Below are 15,889 nucleotides of genomic sequence, written 5' to 3'. Positions count from 1 at the left end.
CCGCAGCGATATGCCCAGGGGTTGGAGGCCGCTCATGACTGCCCGGAGCCGGAAAGTCGCCGTCGTCGGGGTGTCCCTGGCCGACTGCGGTCGCGTCGACGACATGACGCCGTACGCCCTGCACGCCCAGGCGGCCCGGCGTGCCCTGGCCGACGCCGGGCTGGGCCGGGAGGTGGTGGACGGCTTCGCCTCGGCCGGTCTCGGCACCCTCGCCCCCGTCGAGGTGGCCGAGTATCTGGGCCTGCGCCCCACCTGGGTCGACTCCACCTCCGTAGGCGGTTCCACCTGGGAGGTCATGGCGGCCCACGCGGCGGACGCGATAGCGAGCGGGCATGCGAACGCCGTGCTCCTCGTCTACGGTTCGACGGCCCGCGCGGACGTCCGGGACGGCCGGCGCACCGCAAACCTCTCCTTCGGCTCCCGGGGGCCCTTGCAGTTCGAGGTCCCCTACGGCCACACCCTCATCGCCAAGTACGCCATGGCGGCCCGGCGCCACATGATCGAACACGGCACCACGATCGAGCAGTTGGCGCAGGTCGCCGTCCAGACGAGGGCGAACGCGGCACTGAACCCCGAGGCCATGTACCGCGACCCCGTCACCGTGGACGATGTCCTCGCGGGCCCGATGATCGCGGACCCCTTCACCAAGCTGCACTGCTGCATCCGCTCCGACGGCGGGGCGGCGGTGCTGCTGGCCGCCGAGGAGTTCGTACGGGACTGCCGTACGGCACCGGTGTGGATCCTCGGCACCGGGGAGCACATCTCGCACGCCGCGATGTCCGAGTGGCCCGACTTCACGACGGGCCCGGCGGCGGTGAGCGGGCGGCTCGCCTTCGAGCGGGCCGGAATCCGCCCGCAGGAGGTCGACTTCGCGGAGATCTACGACGCCTTCACGTACATGACCCTGGTGACGCTGGAGGACCTCGGCTTCTGCGGGAAGGGCGAGGGCGGGGCGTTCGTGGAGAAGGGGCGGCTGCTGGTGCGGGGCGGGGAACTGCCGGTGAACACGGACGGGGGCGGGCTGTCGGCCCAGCACCCCGGGATGCGCGGGCTGTTCCTCCTGGTGGAGGCGGTGCGTCAGCTGCGGGGCGAGGGCGGGGAGCGGCAGGTGCGGGCGCGCGACGGCCAGCTTCCGCGGCTGGGGGTCGCCTCGGCGACCGGGGGATGGTTCTGCTCGTCGGGGACGTTGGTACTGGGCAGGGAATGAACCGATCGAGAGGACACAGGCATGGCCCTGACCCGTGAAGAGCGTGAGAAGTTCCTCGCCGAGCCCCATATCGCCGCGCTGGCGGTCGACGCGGGCACCGGACGCGCCCCGCTGACCGTGCCCATCTGGTACCAGTACGAGCCCGGCGGTGACATCTGGATCATGACCGGCCTCGACTCCCGCAAGAACCGGCTGATCCAGGAGGCGGGCCGCTTCTCCCTGATGGTCGACCGCCTCGAGCCCACCATCCGGTACGTGTCGGTCGAGGGACCGGTCGTCGCGACGATCCCCGCCACCCTCGACCAGCTCCGGGAGATCTCGGCCCGCTACCTGGCCGCCGGGAAGGTCGACGGCTATGTCGACTTCGCCTGGAAGAACCACGGCGAGCAGGTCGTGCTGCACATGCGGCCCGAGCGCTGGGTGTCGTCCGACCTCGGTGAGGTGTGAGCCCCTGGGGGGTGTCTGGCAATTCCCGCCTGCGGGCGGACGACGGGAATTGTCAGACACCCCCTGGCCGCACGGCAGGGGCCCGCGCGGGACAATCGGCCCATGGGAAAGGATCTGCATGAGCTGCTGAGGTCGCTGCGGGTGTGGGACGTCGACCTGCCCGCCTTCGACCCGGCCACCGCGCCCGCCGAACCGCTCGCCCTGTTCACGGACTGGTTCGCGCAGGCCGTGGCGGCGGGACAGGTGGAGCCCCACACGATGTCCCTCGCCACGGCCGACGAGGAGGGCCTGCCGGACGTACGGACGGTGATGCTGCACGGCGCCGACGCGTCCGGCTGGTCCTTCGCGACACACGTCGACAGCCGCAAGGGCCGCCAGCTCACCGCCCGTCCGCATGCGGCGCTCGGCTTCTACTGGCCGGCCCAGGGGCGTCAGGTGCGCCTGCGGGGGCCGGTGACGGCGGCCCCGTCCACCGAGTCGCAGGCCGATCTGCACGCCCGCTCGACCGGCGCGCTGGCGGCGGCCCTCACCGGCCGTCAGAGCCAGGTCCTGGGCTCCCTGGAGGAGTTGGCGCGCACCTCGGAGGCCGCCTGGGAACGCGCCCGGCACGAGCCCGGCACCCCGGTGCCGACCTGGACGCTGTACCACCTGCACGCCGAAGAGGTGGAGTTCTTCCAGGGCGACGCCCAGCGGCGTCACGTACGGCTCCGCTACCGCCGCACCGAGGGGGGCTGGGCCAGGGAGCTGCTCTGGCCCTGAGGGCGCCCGGCCGCTCAGTAGGCGCGGTTGCCCCGGAAGTCGTACGCCGTGAAGTCGGCCACCGCGCGGTAGCCGATGCGCTGGTAGAGGCCGTTGCTCGTCTGGTTGGTCAGGTCGGTGAAGAGCAGGATCTCGCGCACGCCGGAGGTGAGCACGGCGCGGCTGACCTGCGCGGTGACCGCGCCCGCGTAGCCGCGCCCGCGCAGCGGGGCCGGCGTGTAGACGGGGGCGACCCGGACCTGTCCGGCGACCACCGGCGTCACGCCGGCCATGGAGAGCGGCGTGCCGTCCTCGTCCTCCCAGAGGGTGATGCCGCCGTAGGCGATGCGCGAGTCGGCCCATGCCTCGGCGTCCCGGGTGGTGACATGGCCCGCGTCCTCGACGAACTCGGCGTACCAGCACGCCAGTTGCTGCCGGTCCTCCTCGCCGGCGATCCTGGCCCGGCCCGCCGGGAGCGGCTGCGGGGCGGTCAGGTTGCCGAGCCGGTACAGGCGTTGGCGCTGGGTGACCGCGGCCCGGGCGCCTGCGTGCCGGCGCCACGCGGCGACGAAGGCTTCGGCGGTCTCGCGGGCGGCTATGACACCGGGGACCGTCAGGCCGAGGCCCACCAGATGGGCGGCGAGGGCGTCGGCCTCCTCGGGGGTGAGGGGGGTGACGTTCAGCCGGTAGGGCGGGGTGCAGAAGTAGGCGGCGCGCACCTGGTCGTCCAGTTCCAGCACCCCGAACACGGGCGCCTCGTCGCCGTACGCGCGCAGCCCGTTGGTGCGCAGCGCTTCGGTCACCGTCAGGGCGACGGTGTGCAGATCGGGGCGTGAGCGCAGGAAGCCACCGGCGTGGGCGAGAAAGCCGGTGAGGTCCTGGGTGCAGTACCAGTCGTCCGGGCGCATACCTCATGATCCCGCGCTCGGGCGGCCGTTGTGCACGCTTTTCCGCGGCGGACACCAAGCCGACACAAGACCCCACTCCCAGGCGGGGGTCGAGGGGCCCCGTGTTCACGGTCGCGCGGGGCTACAGGTTGACGTCCGGGTCCGCCGCCGGCCGCGCGTGCAGATGCATGTCCCGGTAGGCGTCGCACCGCCCGGCCTCCCCTGCGGGTCAGCGGGCAGGCCGGAACACCGGCTCCTCGCCTCCGTCAGCCCGTGGGCCGGAACACCGGCGCCCCGTCCCGGAAGGCGACCGCCAGCTCCATCCCGGCCCTCAACAGGCCGGCGTCCGCGCAGTCCACGACCTCGGTCATCATCCGCGGCCCCTCGGCGAGATCGATGACCGCGGCGACGTAGGGCGTCCGCTCCCCGAAGGGCGGCAGGTCGTTGCGGTGGACGACGGACCAGGTGTAGAGGGTGGCCCGCCCGCTCGCGGCCGTCCAGTCGACGTCCTCGCTCCAGCAGTGCGGGCAGAACTCGCGAGGATAGTGATGGCAGCGTCCGCAGGTCCGGCACGTCCGGACGAGCAGCCGACCGTCCGCCGCCGCGTCCCAGTAGGTGCGGGTGAAGGCGTCTGCCTCCGGGAGGTCGTGGCGCTGCCCGCTCATGAGAACAACCCCAGCGCGCTGTCCACCGACCACGACTGCCAGGACATCCCGAACAGGGCGACGAGCGAGATCAGCGCCATCATCGAGTTCTGCCCCTGCTCGGCCCAGTCGTGGATCATCAGGGCGAAGTAGATGCCGTTGAGCAGCAGCGCGCCGACGAGGGCGATCGGCGTCAGGAACCCGAGGACGAGTCCGAGCCCCAGGGCGAGTTCCGCGTACAGGACGACGTACGCCATGGTCCGCGGCCGGGGTGCCACGACGACGTCGAATCCGGACCGTACGGCGTTCCAGCGGTGCTTGGCCGCCACGTCCGCCGCCCATTTGATCCCGCCGCCCTCGAACCAGCTTTTCTTGTCCTTGTGCCGCCAGCTCTCCAGCCACCACAGCCCGAGACCTATGCGGAGCACGGCCAGCCATTCCGCACCTGTGAGCCAGATCGCGTCCATGGATCTGACGGTACGTCAGATGAGTGAGACCTGACAATCGCCCGGGGCGCCCTCGGAGAAGTCCGAAGAAAGTCGGGAACAGCTCGCCGGGATGGTGGCAACGTCGCCGAACGAGTGAATCCTGAAGCTCGGCGCGCTGCGGCCGACGTGGCAGCGGGAAGGCCATCTCGCGTACCCGACCAGCGCTGGGCAGACGGGCAGGGAGCGTCCTCATGCCGAAGTTCCTCATCCAGGCGACCTACACGGCCGAAGGCACCCAAGGGCTGCTCAGGGAAGGGGCGAGCGGTCGCCGGGCCGCCGTCGAGCGGGTCGTCACCGGCCTCGGCGGCACGGTCGAGGCCATGTACTTCGCCTTCGGCGAGGACGACCTGGTGCTCATCGTCGACTTCCCCGACCCGGTCTCCATGGCTGCCGCCAGCCTCACCGTGAAGGCCAGCGGCGCCTTGCACACCCGCGCCACCCCTCTCCTCACCCTCACCGAGATCGACGACGCCACCAACCGCCAGGTCGACTTCCGCGCCCCGGGCGCCTGAGGCACACACCGGCCTGTCGCGTAGGACCGGCCCCTGCCCACCGGGGCACTGGGCGGCTCAGGGCTTGTGGGGAGGACTCCGCCTCCTCCCCGTCATCGATCCCCGTGGCCTGCGCCCCCGGTCGTCGGCGACATGCCGGCGGGAGGGCCCCCGGCCTCCTCTCCGTCACCGATCACCGCGACCCGCTCCCCCGTGACCGGCGGCAGGCGACAGGCGACAGGCGACAGGCGACAGGCGACAGGCGACAGGCGACAGGCGACAGGCGACAGGCGACAGGCCAACGGGAGGGTCGTCCGCCTCCTCCCCGTCACCCATGTCCGGACTCACCCCAAGTCCACGCCGACCCCACAACCAGGAGACCTACGCCACAGGCCCCACCCATTCCTCCTACAGCCGTGATCGATCCGCAACCAATTCCGGTCTTGACCGAGACCCATCAAGCAGCAGCCTGATTACGCTCCGGAGCATGGCCGACTCCACAGCGTCCCCGACCCCCACGGACCGCCCCGTCTATGTCATCGGCGGCGGCCCCGGCGGACTCTCCGTCGCACACGCGCTGCGCGCCCAGGGACTGCGCGCCGTCGTGCTGGAGAAGTCGGACCGGGTCGGCGCCTCCTGGCGGCGCCACTACGACCGGCTCCATCTGCACACCGTCCGACGGCTGTCGGGCCTGCCCGGGCTGCCGATGCCTCGTCGCTTCGGGCGCTGGGTGTCCCGGGACGATGTCGTGCGCTACCTGGAAAAGTACGCCGAGCACCACGATCTGGAGATCGTCACCGGTGTGGAGGTCTCCCGCGTGGAACCCTCCCCGGACGGCTCCGGCTGGCTGCTGCGCGCCACCGGCGGTCGCGAACTGACCGGCGCCGCGGTCGTCGTGGCCACCGGCCACAACCACACCCCCCGCATCCCGGCCTGGCCCGGAAGGGACACCTATGGCGGCGACTTCCGCCACGCCGGCGAGTACCGCGACCCCGCTCCCTACGCCGGCCGCGACGTCCTGGTCGTCGGCGCCGGCAACACGGGGGCCGAGATCGCCGTGGACCTGGTGGAGGGCGGGGCCTCGCGGGTGCGGCTCGCGGTGCGGACGGTGCCGCACATCGTGCGCCGCTCGACCGCCGGCTGGCCCGCCCAGTTCACCAGCATCCTCGTACGGCGGCTGCCGGTCGGGCTCGTCGACCGGCTCGCCCGGCCCATGGCGAAGTTCAGCGTGCCGGATCTGTCCGCCCAAGGGCTGCCCCGTCCCGACACGGGCCTGTACAGCCGGGTCCAGCAGGGCGCCATCCCCGTCCTCGACGTCGGCCTCGTCGACGCCGTGCGCAAGGGCAAGGTCGAGGTCGTGGCCGCCGTCGACGCCTTCGAGGACGACAAGGTGGTCCTCGCCGACGGCAGCCGGGTCTCACCGGACGCCGTCATCGCCGCCACGGGGTACAGCCGCGCGCTGGAGGACCTCGTCGGACACCTCGACGTGCTGGACCCGCGCGGCCGACCGCTCGTCCGGGGCGCCCGCACCCCCGCGCACGCGCCCGGCCTCTACTTCACCGGCTTCACCAACCCCATCAGCGGCAACCTCAGGGAGATGGCGATCGACGCCGGAAAGATCGCCAAGGCCATCGCCCGCGAACGTGCCCTCCGGATCTCGCGACTGCCGGTGTCGTGATCACGCTCGGCTCCACGCCTTCCGCCCCCTCTCCGCGCCCCCCACCTCGCCTCTCCGTACCTCTCCGAACCCGTCCGCTCCCAACTTTGCGTGCACAGCCGTTCCTGACTTGACGTCAGTTCCTTTAATCTGACACTGCGTCAGTTAATCGCTGTCACACAGGAGCGGGCGGACCGATGCTTGGATCAACCCACGGCACCCTCACCACCGACTCCCGCCGGACCCGGGTCATCGCCTGTGGCGAGCAGCCCGGGCCCGCCGTCCACGGCCGGCCCGCCGAGGTCGACGATCTCGACGTCAGCGGCCGTCCGCTGTACTGCGACGTACCCGATCTGGACCGCTTCTTCCGGCCGGAGTCGGTCGCGGTGATCGGCGCCTCGGACACCGAGGGCCGGCCCAACACCGGGATCACCCGGCAACTGATCACCTGGTCCGAACGCGTCGGCGCCCGGCTCCACCCGGTGCACCCCAGCCGCCCGTCCGTCTTCGGCATACCCTGCGCTCCCTCCGTCGCCGACCTGCCCGAACAGGTCGATCTCGCCGTACTGCTGGTCGCCGACCCCCTCCCGGTCATCGAGGAACTGGCCGCCACCAAGGTGAAGTTCGCCGTCGTCTTCGCGTCCGGGTTCGCGGAGACCGGCGAGGAGGGCGCGGCAGCCCAGGAGCGCCTCACCGCCGCCGTCGAGCGGTCAGGGATGCGGCTGCTGGGGCCCAACACCAACCTGAACGCCTTCGAGCGGTTCCGCGCCGATCTGGACGGCCCCGGGATCGCCCTGATCACCCAGTCCGGCCACCAGGGCCGCCCCGTCTTCGCCCTCCAGGAGCTCGGCGTCCGGCTGACGCACTGGGCGCCCACCGGCAACGAGGCCGATCTGGAGACGGCCGACTTCATCTCCTACTTCGCCGAGCGGCCCGAGGTCGGCGCCATCGCCGCTTACGTCGAGGGCCTCAAGGACGGTCGCTCCTTCCTGCTCGCCGCCGACCGCGCCGCCCGCCGCAAAGTGCCCGTCGTCGCCGTCAAGGTGGGCCGCACCGAGACCGGCGCCCGCACGGCCGCCTCACACACCGGCAAGCTGACCGGCACCGACACGGTGGTGGACGCGGCGATGCGGCAGTACGGGGTGATCCGGGTGGACGGCCTGGACGAGCTCCAGGACACCGCCACCCTGCTGGCCCGCGCCCGGCCGCCGCGCGCCGACGGCGTCGTCGTCTATTCGATCTCGGGCGGCACGGGCGCGCACTTCGCCGACCTGGCGACCGAGGCGGGGCTGCGGCTGCCGGCGCTGTCGGAGGCCAAGCAGGCCGAGCTGCACCAGTGGATACCGGAGTATCTGAGCGTGGCCAACCCCGTGGACAACGGCGGGCATCCGGTGGGCGACCGACGCGGGCGGAAGATCATCGACGCGATCCTCGACGACCCCGCGGTCGGGGTGCTGATCTGCCCGGTCACCGGCCCTTTCCCACCGCTCAGCGACCGGCTCGTGCGGGACCTGGTGGACGCGGCCGAGCGGACGGACAAGCTGGTGTGCGTGGTGTGGGGGTCGCCGGTCGGCACCGAGGCGGCCTATCGCGAGGTCCTGCTCGGCTCCTCGCGCGTGGCCACCTTCCGCACCGTGGCGAACTGCATCACGGCCGTCCGCGCCTACCTCGACCACCATCGCTTCGTCAGCAGCTACCGCTCCCCCTTCGACCGGGCGCCCCGCACCCCGTCCCCCTCCTTCCGCAAGACGCGGGAGCTGATGCGGCCGGGACAGCAGCTGAGCGAACACGCGGCCAAGCAGCTGCTGCGGGCGTACGGCATCCGGGTCCCGCGCGAGCAGTTGGTGGCCAGCGCGGCGGCGGCCGTGCGGGCGGCGGCCCAGGTCGGCTACCCCGTGGTGATGAAGGCGTCCGGGGCGCGGATCGCCCACAAGACCGAGCTGGGCCTGGTCAAGATCGGTCTGACCTCCGCGAGCCAGGTCCGGGACGCCTACCGGGAGTTGACCGACATCGCGCGCTACGAGGGTGTCGCCCTGGACGGCATCCTGGTCTGCCAGATGGTCGAGCGGGGCGTCGAGATGGTCGTCGGCGCCACCCACGACCCGCTCTTCGGACCGACCGTGACGGTCGGGCTGGGCGGGGTCCTGGTGGAGGTGCTGCACGACACCGCCGTACGCGTGCCGCCCTTCGGTGAGGAGCAGGCGCGGGGCATGCTCGCCGAGCTGCGCGGGCGGGCCCTGCTGGACGGGGTCCGGGGGCGTCCCCCGGCGGATGTCGACGCGCTCGTCGAAGTCGTCCTGCGGGTGCAGCGGATGGCTCTGGAGCTCGAGGAGGACCTCGCGGAACTCGACATCAATCCGCTCATGGTGCTGCCCAGGGGACAGGGCGCGGTGGCGCTGGACGCGCTGGTGGTGTGCCGCTGAGATGAGGGCCACTGAGACGAATACCGCTGAGATGAGTGCCGCTGAGACGAATGGCGCCGAGATGAATGCCGACAGCAAAATGGACATGACCGGTTCCCCCCGTGTGCCCGTGCCCAAAAACTCCGTTGAGTCATTGGTACTGCACGCCACTGACAATCAGGTCTGCCGCATCACCCTCAACCGCCCGGAAGCGCTCAATGCCATCACCCCTGACCAGCGCGAACGCCTGATCCGGCTGCTCGACGACGCCTCCGCCGACCCCGGAGTACGGGCCGTCGTACTGACCGGGACGGGCCGCGGTTTCTGCGCGGGGGCGGATCTGCGGGGCGGGTCGGGCGCCGGTGAGCGGGTGCCCGGCGATGTCGCGCGCACTATCCGTCTCGGCGCCCAGCGCCTGGTCGCCGCCGTCCTCGACTGCGAGAAGCCGGTGATCGCGGCGGTGAACGGAACCGCGGCCGGCCTCGGCGCGCATCTCGCGTTCGCCTGCGATCTCGTACTGGCCGCCGAATCGGCGAAGTTCATCGAGGCGTTCGTACGCCGCGGACTGGTCCCGGACGGCGGCGGCGCCTACCTCCTGCCCCGCCTCGTCGGGCCGCAGCGGGCGAAGGAGCTGATGTTCTTCGGCGACGCGCTCACCGCCGCGGACGCGGAGCGGCTCGGGCTGGTCAATCGCGTGGTGCCGGACGGGGAGTTGGACAAGACGGCCCATGAGTGGGCCGACCGCCTCGCCACCGGGCCGACCCGCGCCCTCGCCCTCACCAAGCACCTCGTCAACGCCTCCCTCGACACCGACCGCGGTGCCGCTTTCGCGGCGGAGGCGGCGGCGCAGGAGATCAACATGACCACGGCGGACGCCCGCGAGGGCGTGGCGAGCTTCGTGCAGCGACGCGGTCCCGAGTTCCGGGGGCGGTGACGCTCACCGGGCACGGTGACGCCACCTGGCATGGTGACGCGCCGTGTCCGGGACAGGGGCGTGTTCCGGCCCTCCGCGCGACTTCCGCGCGACCCTTCCGATCTGACGCTCTGTCAGCTTCAATGGTTGGTGTGATGGGACACGCAGGGATGGCGGCAGCCGCCGTCCGATACCTCAGGTCGGTCGAGACAGCCCCCGCCCGGGAGCGCGTCGAAGTGCTGCCCCGGCCCGAGCTGCGGTGTGTCGGCGAGGACGAGCGGGCGCCGGTCGGACGGGCCGATTTCCGGCGGGTGCTGGGGAACTTCGCGACGGGAGTGGTCGTTGTCACCGCACCGGCAGCCGCCGGGCCCGAAGACCCAGCCTCCGCCGACGATCCCCGATCCGCCGCCCCGGCCGGATTCGCCTGCCAGTCCTTCTCCTCCCTCTCCCTCGACCCGCCTCTGGTCGCCTTCATGGTCGGCCGTACGTCGACGACCTGGCCCCGGATCGCGCGCGCGGGCGTCTTCTGCGTGAACGTCCTGAGCGCCGGCCAGGGCGAGCTGTGCCGTGCCTTCGCGGTGAGCGGCGCGGACAAGTTCGCGGGGGTCGCCTACGACGCGGCACCGGCAACCGGCTCCCCGCGCCTCGCAGGCACGCTCGCGTGGATCGACTGCACGATCCACGCGGTGCACACGGGCGGTGACCATCTCATCGTCGTAGGACGGGTGGACGCGCTGGGAGCCACCGCCGGGGAGGAGCCACCGCTGCTGTTCCACAAGGGGCGCTTCCTCTAGGCACCCGATCTCCGACGGGTGCGGCGGATCAGCCGGGACGCGGCGAGATACAGCGCGGTGACGGCGGCCCAGACCCCCAGGAACTGAAGCGCGAGGCGCTTGTCACCGCCGCTCCACACGATGGCGGTCACCGCCGGACCGCCGACCCACCAGACGATCAGCAGGATGACGAGGATCCCCCAGAGCACGTGATCGAGGGCCTCCTTGACCAGGTCCAGCACTGCGACACTCCCGCCCGTACGAGACGCCCACTCGGACGTCCACTTGATCGACTCCCTCAGCCTGAGAAGCCCCCGGGCGGCCGACGCGAGCCGCCCCTAGGCCGTCACCGCCACCGTCGGCCGACGGATCACCAGGGCCATCAGCGCCGCCGCCGCGCACAGCGCCCCCGACGCCAGCCACACCACGTCGTACGAGCCGAAGACGTCTCGCGCGACACCGCCGAGGAAGGCCACCAGTGCGGCGCCGACCTGGTGGGAGGCGAGGACCCAGCCGAAGACGATCGCGCTGTCCTCGCCGTAGTGCTCCCGGCACAGGGCGACGGTGGGCGGGACGGTGGCGACCCAGTCGAGGCCGTAGAAGACGATGAAGAACAGCATCGGCGGGTGGACGCTGGGCGCGAGCAGCATCGGCAGGAACAGCAGCGAGATCCCGCGCAGGGCGTAGTAGACCGCGAGGAGCCGGCGCGACTCGAAACGGTCGGTGAGCCAGCCGGAGGCGATGGTGCCGACGACGTCGAACAAGCCGATGACGGCGAGCAGCGAGGCGGCGGCCGGGACCGGCATGCCGTGGTCGTGGGCGGCGGGCACGAAGTGGGTCTGGATGAGGCCGTTGGTGGAAGCGCCGCAGATCGCGAAGGTGCCGGCGAGCAGCCAGAAGGGGCCGGTGCGGGCAGCCGAGAAGAGGACCTTCACCGCCCTGCGCGCGGCACCCGGCGTGGGGGGCGGCTTGGGCACGAACTCCTTCGCGCCGTACGGCTTTTGACCCACGTCGGCGGGGTGGTCGCGCAGCAGCAGCCAGACGAAGGGCACGACGGCGAGGGCCGCGAGGGCGACGGTGACCGCGGCCGGCCGCCAGTCGCCCGCCTCGACCATCAGGGCGAGCACGGGCAGGAAGATCAGCTGGCCGGAGGCCGACGCGGCGGTGAGGATGCCGGTGACCAGGCCGCGCCGCTCGGTGAACCAGCGGTTGGTGACCGTGGCCGCGAAGGCCAGCGCCATCGATCCGGTGCCGAGGCCCACCAGCAGGCCCCAGCACAGCAGCAGTTGCCAGGGCGCCGTCATCCACACCGTCAGGCCCGAGCCGAGCGCGATCACCATGAGCGCGACCGCGACCACCCGGCGGATGCCGAAACGGTCCATCAGCGCGGCGGCGAAGGGGGCGGTGAGGCCGTACAGGGCGAGGTTGACGGAGACCGCGGCGGCGATCGTGCCGCGCGACCAGCCGAACTCCTCGTGCAACGGGTCGATGAGCAGCCCCGGCAGGGAGCGGAAGGCGGCGGCGCCGAGGATCGTCACGAAGGCGACGGCGGCGACGAGCCAGGCACGGTGGATACGGCCACGGCGCGGCGGAAGCGGGGACTGGTCGTCGGCGGTGCGGGGGGCGTCGGCGGCTTCGGCTGCTTCGGCGGCTTCGGCGGCTTCGGTTGTCTGCGTCACGACAACGAGCTTCGGGCCTGCGCCGCCGCGGAGCCATTGGCCCGAAAGGCAGCATTCGTTAGGATCGGGCCATGAGCAGTGAGCCGGAGTTCCGCCCGCATCGCGTGGTCGTCCTCGCCCTGGACGGCCTGCTGCCCTTCGAGCTGGGCATCCCGCACCGGATCTTCGGCCGCCCCAAGGACGCCGAGGGACGGCATCTGTACGAGGTCGTCACCTGCTCGATCCGTCCGCCCGGTCCGGTCCGCACGGACGCCGACTTCGACATCCAGGTGGGCTGCGGCCCTCAGGCACTGGCCACCGCCGACACCGTGATCGTCCCGGCCTCGTACGAGCTCGGCCCGGTCTTCGAGGAGGGCGTCCTCACCGACGAGTTGGCCGCCGCGCTCGCGCACATCCGCCCCGGCACCCGGCTCGCCTCCATCTGCACCGGCGTCTACGTCCTCGCCGCCGCCGGCCTGCTCGACGGCCGGCCGGCCACCACGCACTGGGCCGACGCCGAGCGGTTCCAGCGGCTGTTCCCGAAGATCAAGGTCGACGCGGACGTCCTGTTCATCGACGAGGGCGATGTGCTGACCTCGGCCGGCGTCGCGGCCGGGATCGACCTGTGCCTGCACATGGTCCGCCGCGACCACGGCACGGCGATCGCCAATGACGTGGCCCGCCGCACGGTCGTACCGCCCCATCGGGACGGCGGCCAGGCCCAGTACATCCACCGCCCGGTCCCCGACCCGCAGCAGGCGTCCACGACCAGCGCCCGTGCCTGGGCGCTGGGCCGCCTCCATGAGCCGATCCAGCTGAGGGACATGGCCGAGCAGGAGTCCATGTCCGTACGGACGTTCACGCGCCGCTTCCGCGAGGAGGTCGGCGTCAGCCCCGGCCAGTGGCTCACCCAGCAACGTGTCGAACGCGCCCGGCACCTCCTGGAGTCCACCGACCTCTCGGTCGACCAGGTGGCCGCCGACGCCGGCTTCGGCACGGCTCAGTCGATGCGCCAGCACCTACAAACGGCGCTCGGCGTCACCCCCACCACCTATCGCCGCACCTTCCGCACCGCAGGCCAGGCCGACGTCCGGGTCACCAGCGGCACTTGAGCCAGGGGAAACCTGAGCCGGGAAACCCGAGCCGGAGAACGTCGCTCAGCCGTGGCGTCGCGCAAGCGAGCCGCCCCGCGCGGACCGGACTTCAGAAGGTGAGCACCCCCCGCGCCACCTTCCCCGCCTCGGCATCCGCCGCCGCCCTCTCGAACTCCGCGACCGGATACGTCTGCGTCACCAGCTCGTCCAGCAGCAGCCGCCCGTCGCGGTACAGCTCGGCGTACAGCGCGATGTCCCGCTGTGGCCTGGACGACCCGTACCGGCAGCCCAGGATGGACTTGTCGAGGTACATCGAGGACACGACGAAGGTGGCCTCGGCGCCGGCCGGTGGTACTCCCAGCAGGATCGCCTGCCCGTGCCGGTCGAGCAGGTCGACGGCCTGCCGGACGAGCTCCACCCGCCCCACGCACTCGAAGGCATGGTCCGCCCCCGTGGGCAGCAGGTCCCGTACGTCCTCCGTCGAGGTCAGGAAGTCCGTCGCCCCGAACTGCCGGGCCACCGCCTCCTTCGCCGGGTTCGCGTCGACGGCGACGATCCGGAGCGCGCCCGCGATCCGCGCGCCCTGAAGGACGTTGAGGCCGATACCGCCGGTACCGATCACCAGCACGCTGTCCCCGCGGTCCACCTTCGCCCGGTTGAGCACGGCGCCCACGCCCGTCAGCACCCCGCACCCGATGAGCGCGGCCGAGGCCATCGGAATGTCCTTCGGGATGCGCACCACCTGTACGGCCTTCACCACGGTCCGTTCCGCGAAGGCGGAGTTGGACGCGAACTGGAACACCGCCTGCTCACCCCGTCGGAACGGCCGCCCGGGCCGCCCGATCGCCTGCCGGCACATGGTGGGCCGCCCCCGGTCGCACTCCGCGCACGTACCGCAGTTGGCGAGCGTGGAGAGCGCCACATGATCGCCGGGCTCGACATGGGTGACTCCCACACCCACCGCTTCCACGACTCCCGCGCCCTCATGGCCCAGCACCACAGGAACCGGGAAGGGTATGGTCCCGTCCACCACGGAAAGATCGCTGTGGCACAACCCCGCCGCCGAGATCGCGACCAGCACCTCGCCGGGGCCGGGTTCCCGCACCTCCAGATCGTCCACGACCCGGACCTGCTTGCCGTCGAACAGCACACCGCGCATCACACAACCCCCTTGGGTTCCCTCGGCAGCCCGAGCACCCGCTCGGCGATGATCGTTCGCTGCACCTGGTCCGAGCCGCCGTAGATGGTGTCGGCCCGGGAGAACAGGAACAGGTGCTGTGCCTCGTCGAGTGCGTACGGCGTCGAGGGCGACCACTCACCGGGCCCGACCCCGGCCGCCGCGCCCCGCACCTGCATGGCCAGTTCCCCGAGCCGCTGATGCCAGCCGCCCCACAGCAGCTTGGCCGCGCTGGGCGCCCCGGGGTCACCGGAGCCCCCCAGGGTCCGCAGGGCGTTCCAGCGCATCGTCCGCAGCTCGGCCCACTGCCGCACGAGCCGTTCCCGCACCACGGGATCCGCTGCCGTCCCCGACGCGACGGCGGCCCGCACGACGGCGTCCAACTCCTGTGCGAACCCCACCTGCTGGGCCAGCGTCGACACCCCCCGCTCGAATCCGAGCAGGCTCATCGCGACCTTCCACCCGGCGCCCTCGCCCCCGACGACGTGCTCCGCGCGCGCGTGCGCGCCGTCGAAGAAGACCTCGTTGAATTCGCTCGTGCCGGTCATCTGCCGGATGGGCCGCACCTCGATGCGGCCCGGCTGGTCCATGGGGACGAGTAGAAAGCTCAGGCCGTGATGGCGCCGGGAATCGGGGTCGGTGCGGGCCAGTACGAAGCACCAGTCGGCCTCATGGGCGAGCGAGGTCCAGATCTTCTGCCCGCTGACCCGGTACGTCCCGTCCGAGGCGCGCTCGGCCTTCGTACGGATCCCCGCCAGGTCCGACCCCGCCCCCGGCTCGCTGTATCCCTGGCACCACAGCTCCTCACCGACGGCGACCGGGGGCAGGAACCGGTCCTTCTGCTCCTTGCTGCCGTGCGCGAGCAGCGTGGGGGCCAGCAGCTTCTCCCCGATGTGCCCGGACCGCGCCGGCGCCCCCGACCGCGCGTACTCCTCGGCCCAGACGACCTGCTGGGTCAACGTGGCCGTCCGATTGCCGTAGCCGCCCTGACCCCACCCGAGCCCGATCCAGCCGGCCTTGCCGAGGGTGCGCTCCCATGCCCGCCGCTGCTGCCCGGCTTCGGCGTGCTCCGCGAGCCAGGCCCTGACCTCCGTACGAAACACGTCGTCCTCGGCGCTGAACCCAAAGTCCACTGACGTCTCCTCCGCTCTCCGGTCAGGGGCACCGCCCCCAAGGGCGTGGCGCCGGCGCGAGAAGCCACGACGGACCCGCTGCCGCCCCACGACACATCGCACCGACCTGTCGGGCGTTCGGCCGCCCCACGACACATCGCACCGACCTGTCGGGCGTTCGGCCGCCCCACGACACATCGC

General features: G+C 72.0%; 16 protein-coding genes. 9 read left to right on the top strand and 7 right to left on the bottom strand.

Annotated features, from left to right (window positions below):
- The first annotated feature begins 34 nt into the window (after positions 1-34).
- From ACHBTE_RS27515 to ACHBTE_RS27505, 3 genes are all read left to right on the top strand, one after another.
- Entirely contained in the window at positions 35-1,207 is a 1,173-nt protein-coding gene (locus tag ACHBTE_RS27515; RefSeq protein WP_394726831.1) for a thiolase C-terminal domain-containing protein, read from the top strand.
- Between the two features lie 21 nt (positions 1,208-1,228).
- Complete coding sequence (locus ACHBTE_RS27510; RefSeq protein WP_394726829.1) at positions 1,229-1,654, top strand: pyridoxamine 5'-phosphate oxidase family protein; 426 nt, start codon at positions 1,229-1,231, stop codon at positions 1,652-1,654.
- Between the two features lie 102 nt (positions 1,655-1,756).
- Positions 1,757-2,413, top strand: coding sequence for a pyridoxal 5'-phosphate synthase (locus ACHBTE_RS27505; protein ID WP_394726827.1), 657 nt, complete (start codon positions 1,757-1,759; stop codon positions 2,411-2,413).
- A gap of 14 nt (positions 2,414-2,427) precedes the next feature.
- Here the strand turns inward: ACHBTE_RS27505 and ACHBTE_RS27500 are convergent, their stop codons facing one another.
- From ACHBTE_RS27500 to ACHBTE_RS27490, 3 genes are all read right to left on the bottom strand, one after another.
- On the bottom strand, positions 2,428-3,300 hold the full coding sequence (locus tag ACHBTE_RS27500) for a GNAT family N-acetyltransferase (RefSeq protein ID WP_394726825.1): 873 nt from the start codon (positions 3,298-3,300) through the stop codon (positions 2,428-2,430).
- 245 nt (positions 3,301-3,545) lie between these two features.
- Positions 3,546-3,944, bottom strand: coding sequence for a Zn-ribbon domain-containing OB-fold protein (locus tag ACHBTE_RS27495; protein WP_394726823.1), 399 nt, complete (start codon positions 3,942-3,944; stop codon positions 3,546-3,548).
- Positions 3,941-4,390 carry a DoxX family protein gene (locus tag ACHBTE_RS27490; protein ID WP_394726821.1) on the bottom strand — a complete coding sequence of 150 codons (450 nt, stop codon included), beginning with the start codon at positions 4,388-4,390 and terminating at the stop codon, positions 3,941-3,943. Before ACHBTE_RS27490 ends, ACHBTE_RS27495 begins: the two co-directional genes overlap by 4 nt.
- A gap of 212 nt (positions 4,391-4,602) precedes the next feature.
- Here ACHBTE_RS27490 and ACHBTE_RS27485 point away from each other — a divergent pair, with 212 nt between their 5' ends.
- The 5 genes from ACHBTE_RS27485 (at position 4,603) to ACHBTE_RS27465 (ending at position 10,668) form a co-directional block, all read left to right on the top strand.
- A complete protein-coding gene (locus ACHBTE_RS27485; protein WP_394726819.1) occupies positions 4,603-4,923 on the top strand; it encodes a GYD domain-containing protein in 321 nt (106 codons plus the stop codon).
- Between the two features lie 466 nt (positions 4,924-5,389).
- Complete coding sequence (locus ACHBTE_RS27480; RefSeq protein ID WP_394726817.1) at positions 5,390-6,580, top strand: flavin-containing monooxygenase; 1,191 nt, start codon at positions 5,390-5,392, stop codon at positions 6,578-6,580.
- Positions 6,581-6,756: 176 nt separating this feature from the next.
- Positions 6,757-8,982, top strand: coding sequence for an acetate--CoA ligase family protein (locus tag ACHBTE_RS27475; RefSeq protein ID WP_394726815.1), 2,226 nt, complete (start codon positions 6,757-6,759; stop codon positions 8,980-8,982).
- Positions 8,983-9,067: 85 nt separating this feature from the next.
- Positions 9,068-9,895, top strand: a complete 828-nt coding sequence (locus ACHBTE_RS27470) for an enoyl-CoA hydratase/isomerase family protein (RefSeq protein WP_394726813.1) — start codon at positions 9,068-9,070, stop codon at positions 9,893-9,895.
- A 134-nt stretch (positions 9,896-10,029) separates the two neighbouring features.
- Complete coding sequence (locus ACHBTE_RS27465) at positions 10,030-10,668, top strand: flavin reductase family protein (protein ID WP_394726811.1); 639 nt, start codon at positions 10,030-10,032, stop codon at positions 10,666-10,668.
- On the opposite strand, the gene ACHBTE_RS27460 is transcribed toward ACHBTE_RS27465, so the two are convergent.
- Together ACHBTE_RS27460 and ACHBTE_RS27455 are read right to left on the bottom strand one after the other, a co-directional pair.
- A complete protein-coding gene (locus ACHBTE_RS27460) occupies positions 10,665-10,889 on the bottom strand; it encodes a hypothetical protein (protein ID WP_394726809.1) in 225 nt (74 codons plus the stop codon). The genes ACHBTE_RS27465 and ACHBTE_RS27460 overlap by 4 nt on opposite strands.
- Before the next feature lie 96 nt (positions 10,890-10,985).
- Positions 10,986-12,326: an MFS transporter gene (locus ACHBTE_RS27455; RefSeq protein WP_394726806.1), complete on the bottom strand. Its 1,341-nt coding sequence runs from the start codon at positions 12,324-12,326 to the stop codon at positions 10,986-10,988.
- Positions 12,327-12,397: 71 nt separating this feature from the next.
- On the opposite strand from ACHBTE_RS27455, the gene ACHBTE_RS27450 reads away from it, so the two are divergent.
- On the top strand, positions 12,398-13,417 hold the full coding sequence (locus tag ACHBTE_RS27450) for a GlxA family transcriptional regulator (protein ID WP_394726804.1): 1,020 nt from the start codon (positions 12,398-12,400) through the stop codon (positions 13,415-13,417).
- A gap of 91 nt (positions 13,418-13,508) precedes the next feature.
- On the opposite strand, the gene ACHBTE_RS27445 is transcribed toward ACHBTE_RS27450, so the two are convergent.
- Entirely contained in the window at positions 13,509-14,558 is a 1,050-nt protein-coding gene (locus ACHBTE_RS27445; RefSeq protein ID WP_394726802.1) for an alcohol dehydrogenase catalytic domain-containing protein, read from the bottom strand.
- Positions 14,558-15,709 (bottom strand): acyl-CoA dehydrogenase family protein, encoded by a 1,152-nt coding sequence (locus ACHBTE_RS27440; RefSeq protein WP_394726800.1) that lies wholly within the window; start codon positions 15,707-15,709, stop codon positions 14,558-14,560. The genes ACHBTE_RS27445 and ACHBTE_RS27440 overlap by 1 nt, the downstream gene beginning before the upstream one ends.
- Positions 15,710-15,889 lie beyond the last annotated feature (180 nt).

This window comes from Streptomyces sp. M41, from assembly GCF_043673425.1.
In the GTDB taxonomy this organism is placed as follows: Bacteria; Actinomycetota; Actinomycetes; order Streptomycetales; family Streptomycetaceae; genus Streptomyces.
This window is presented reverse-complemented; position numbering and strand designations above follow the sequence as displayed.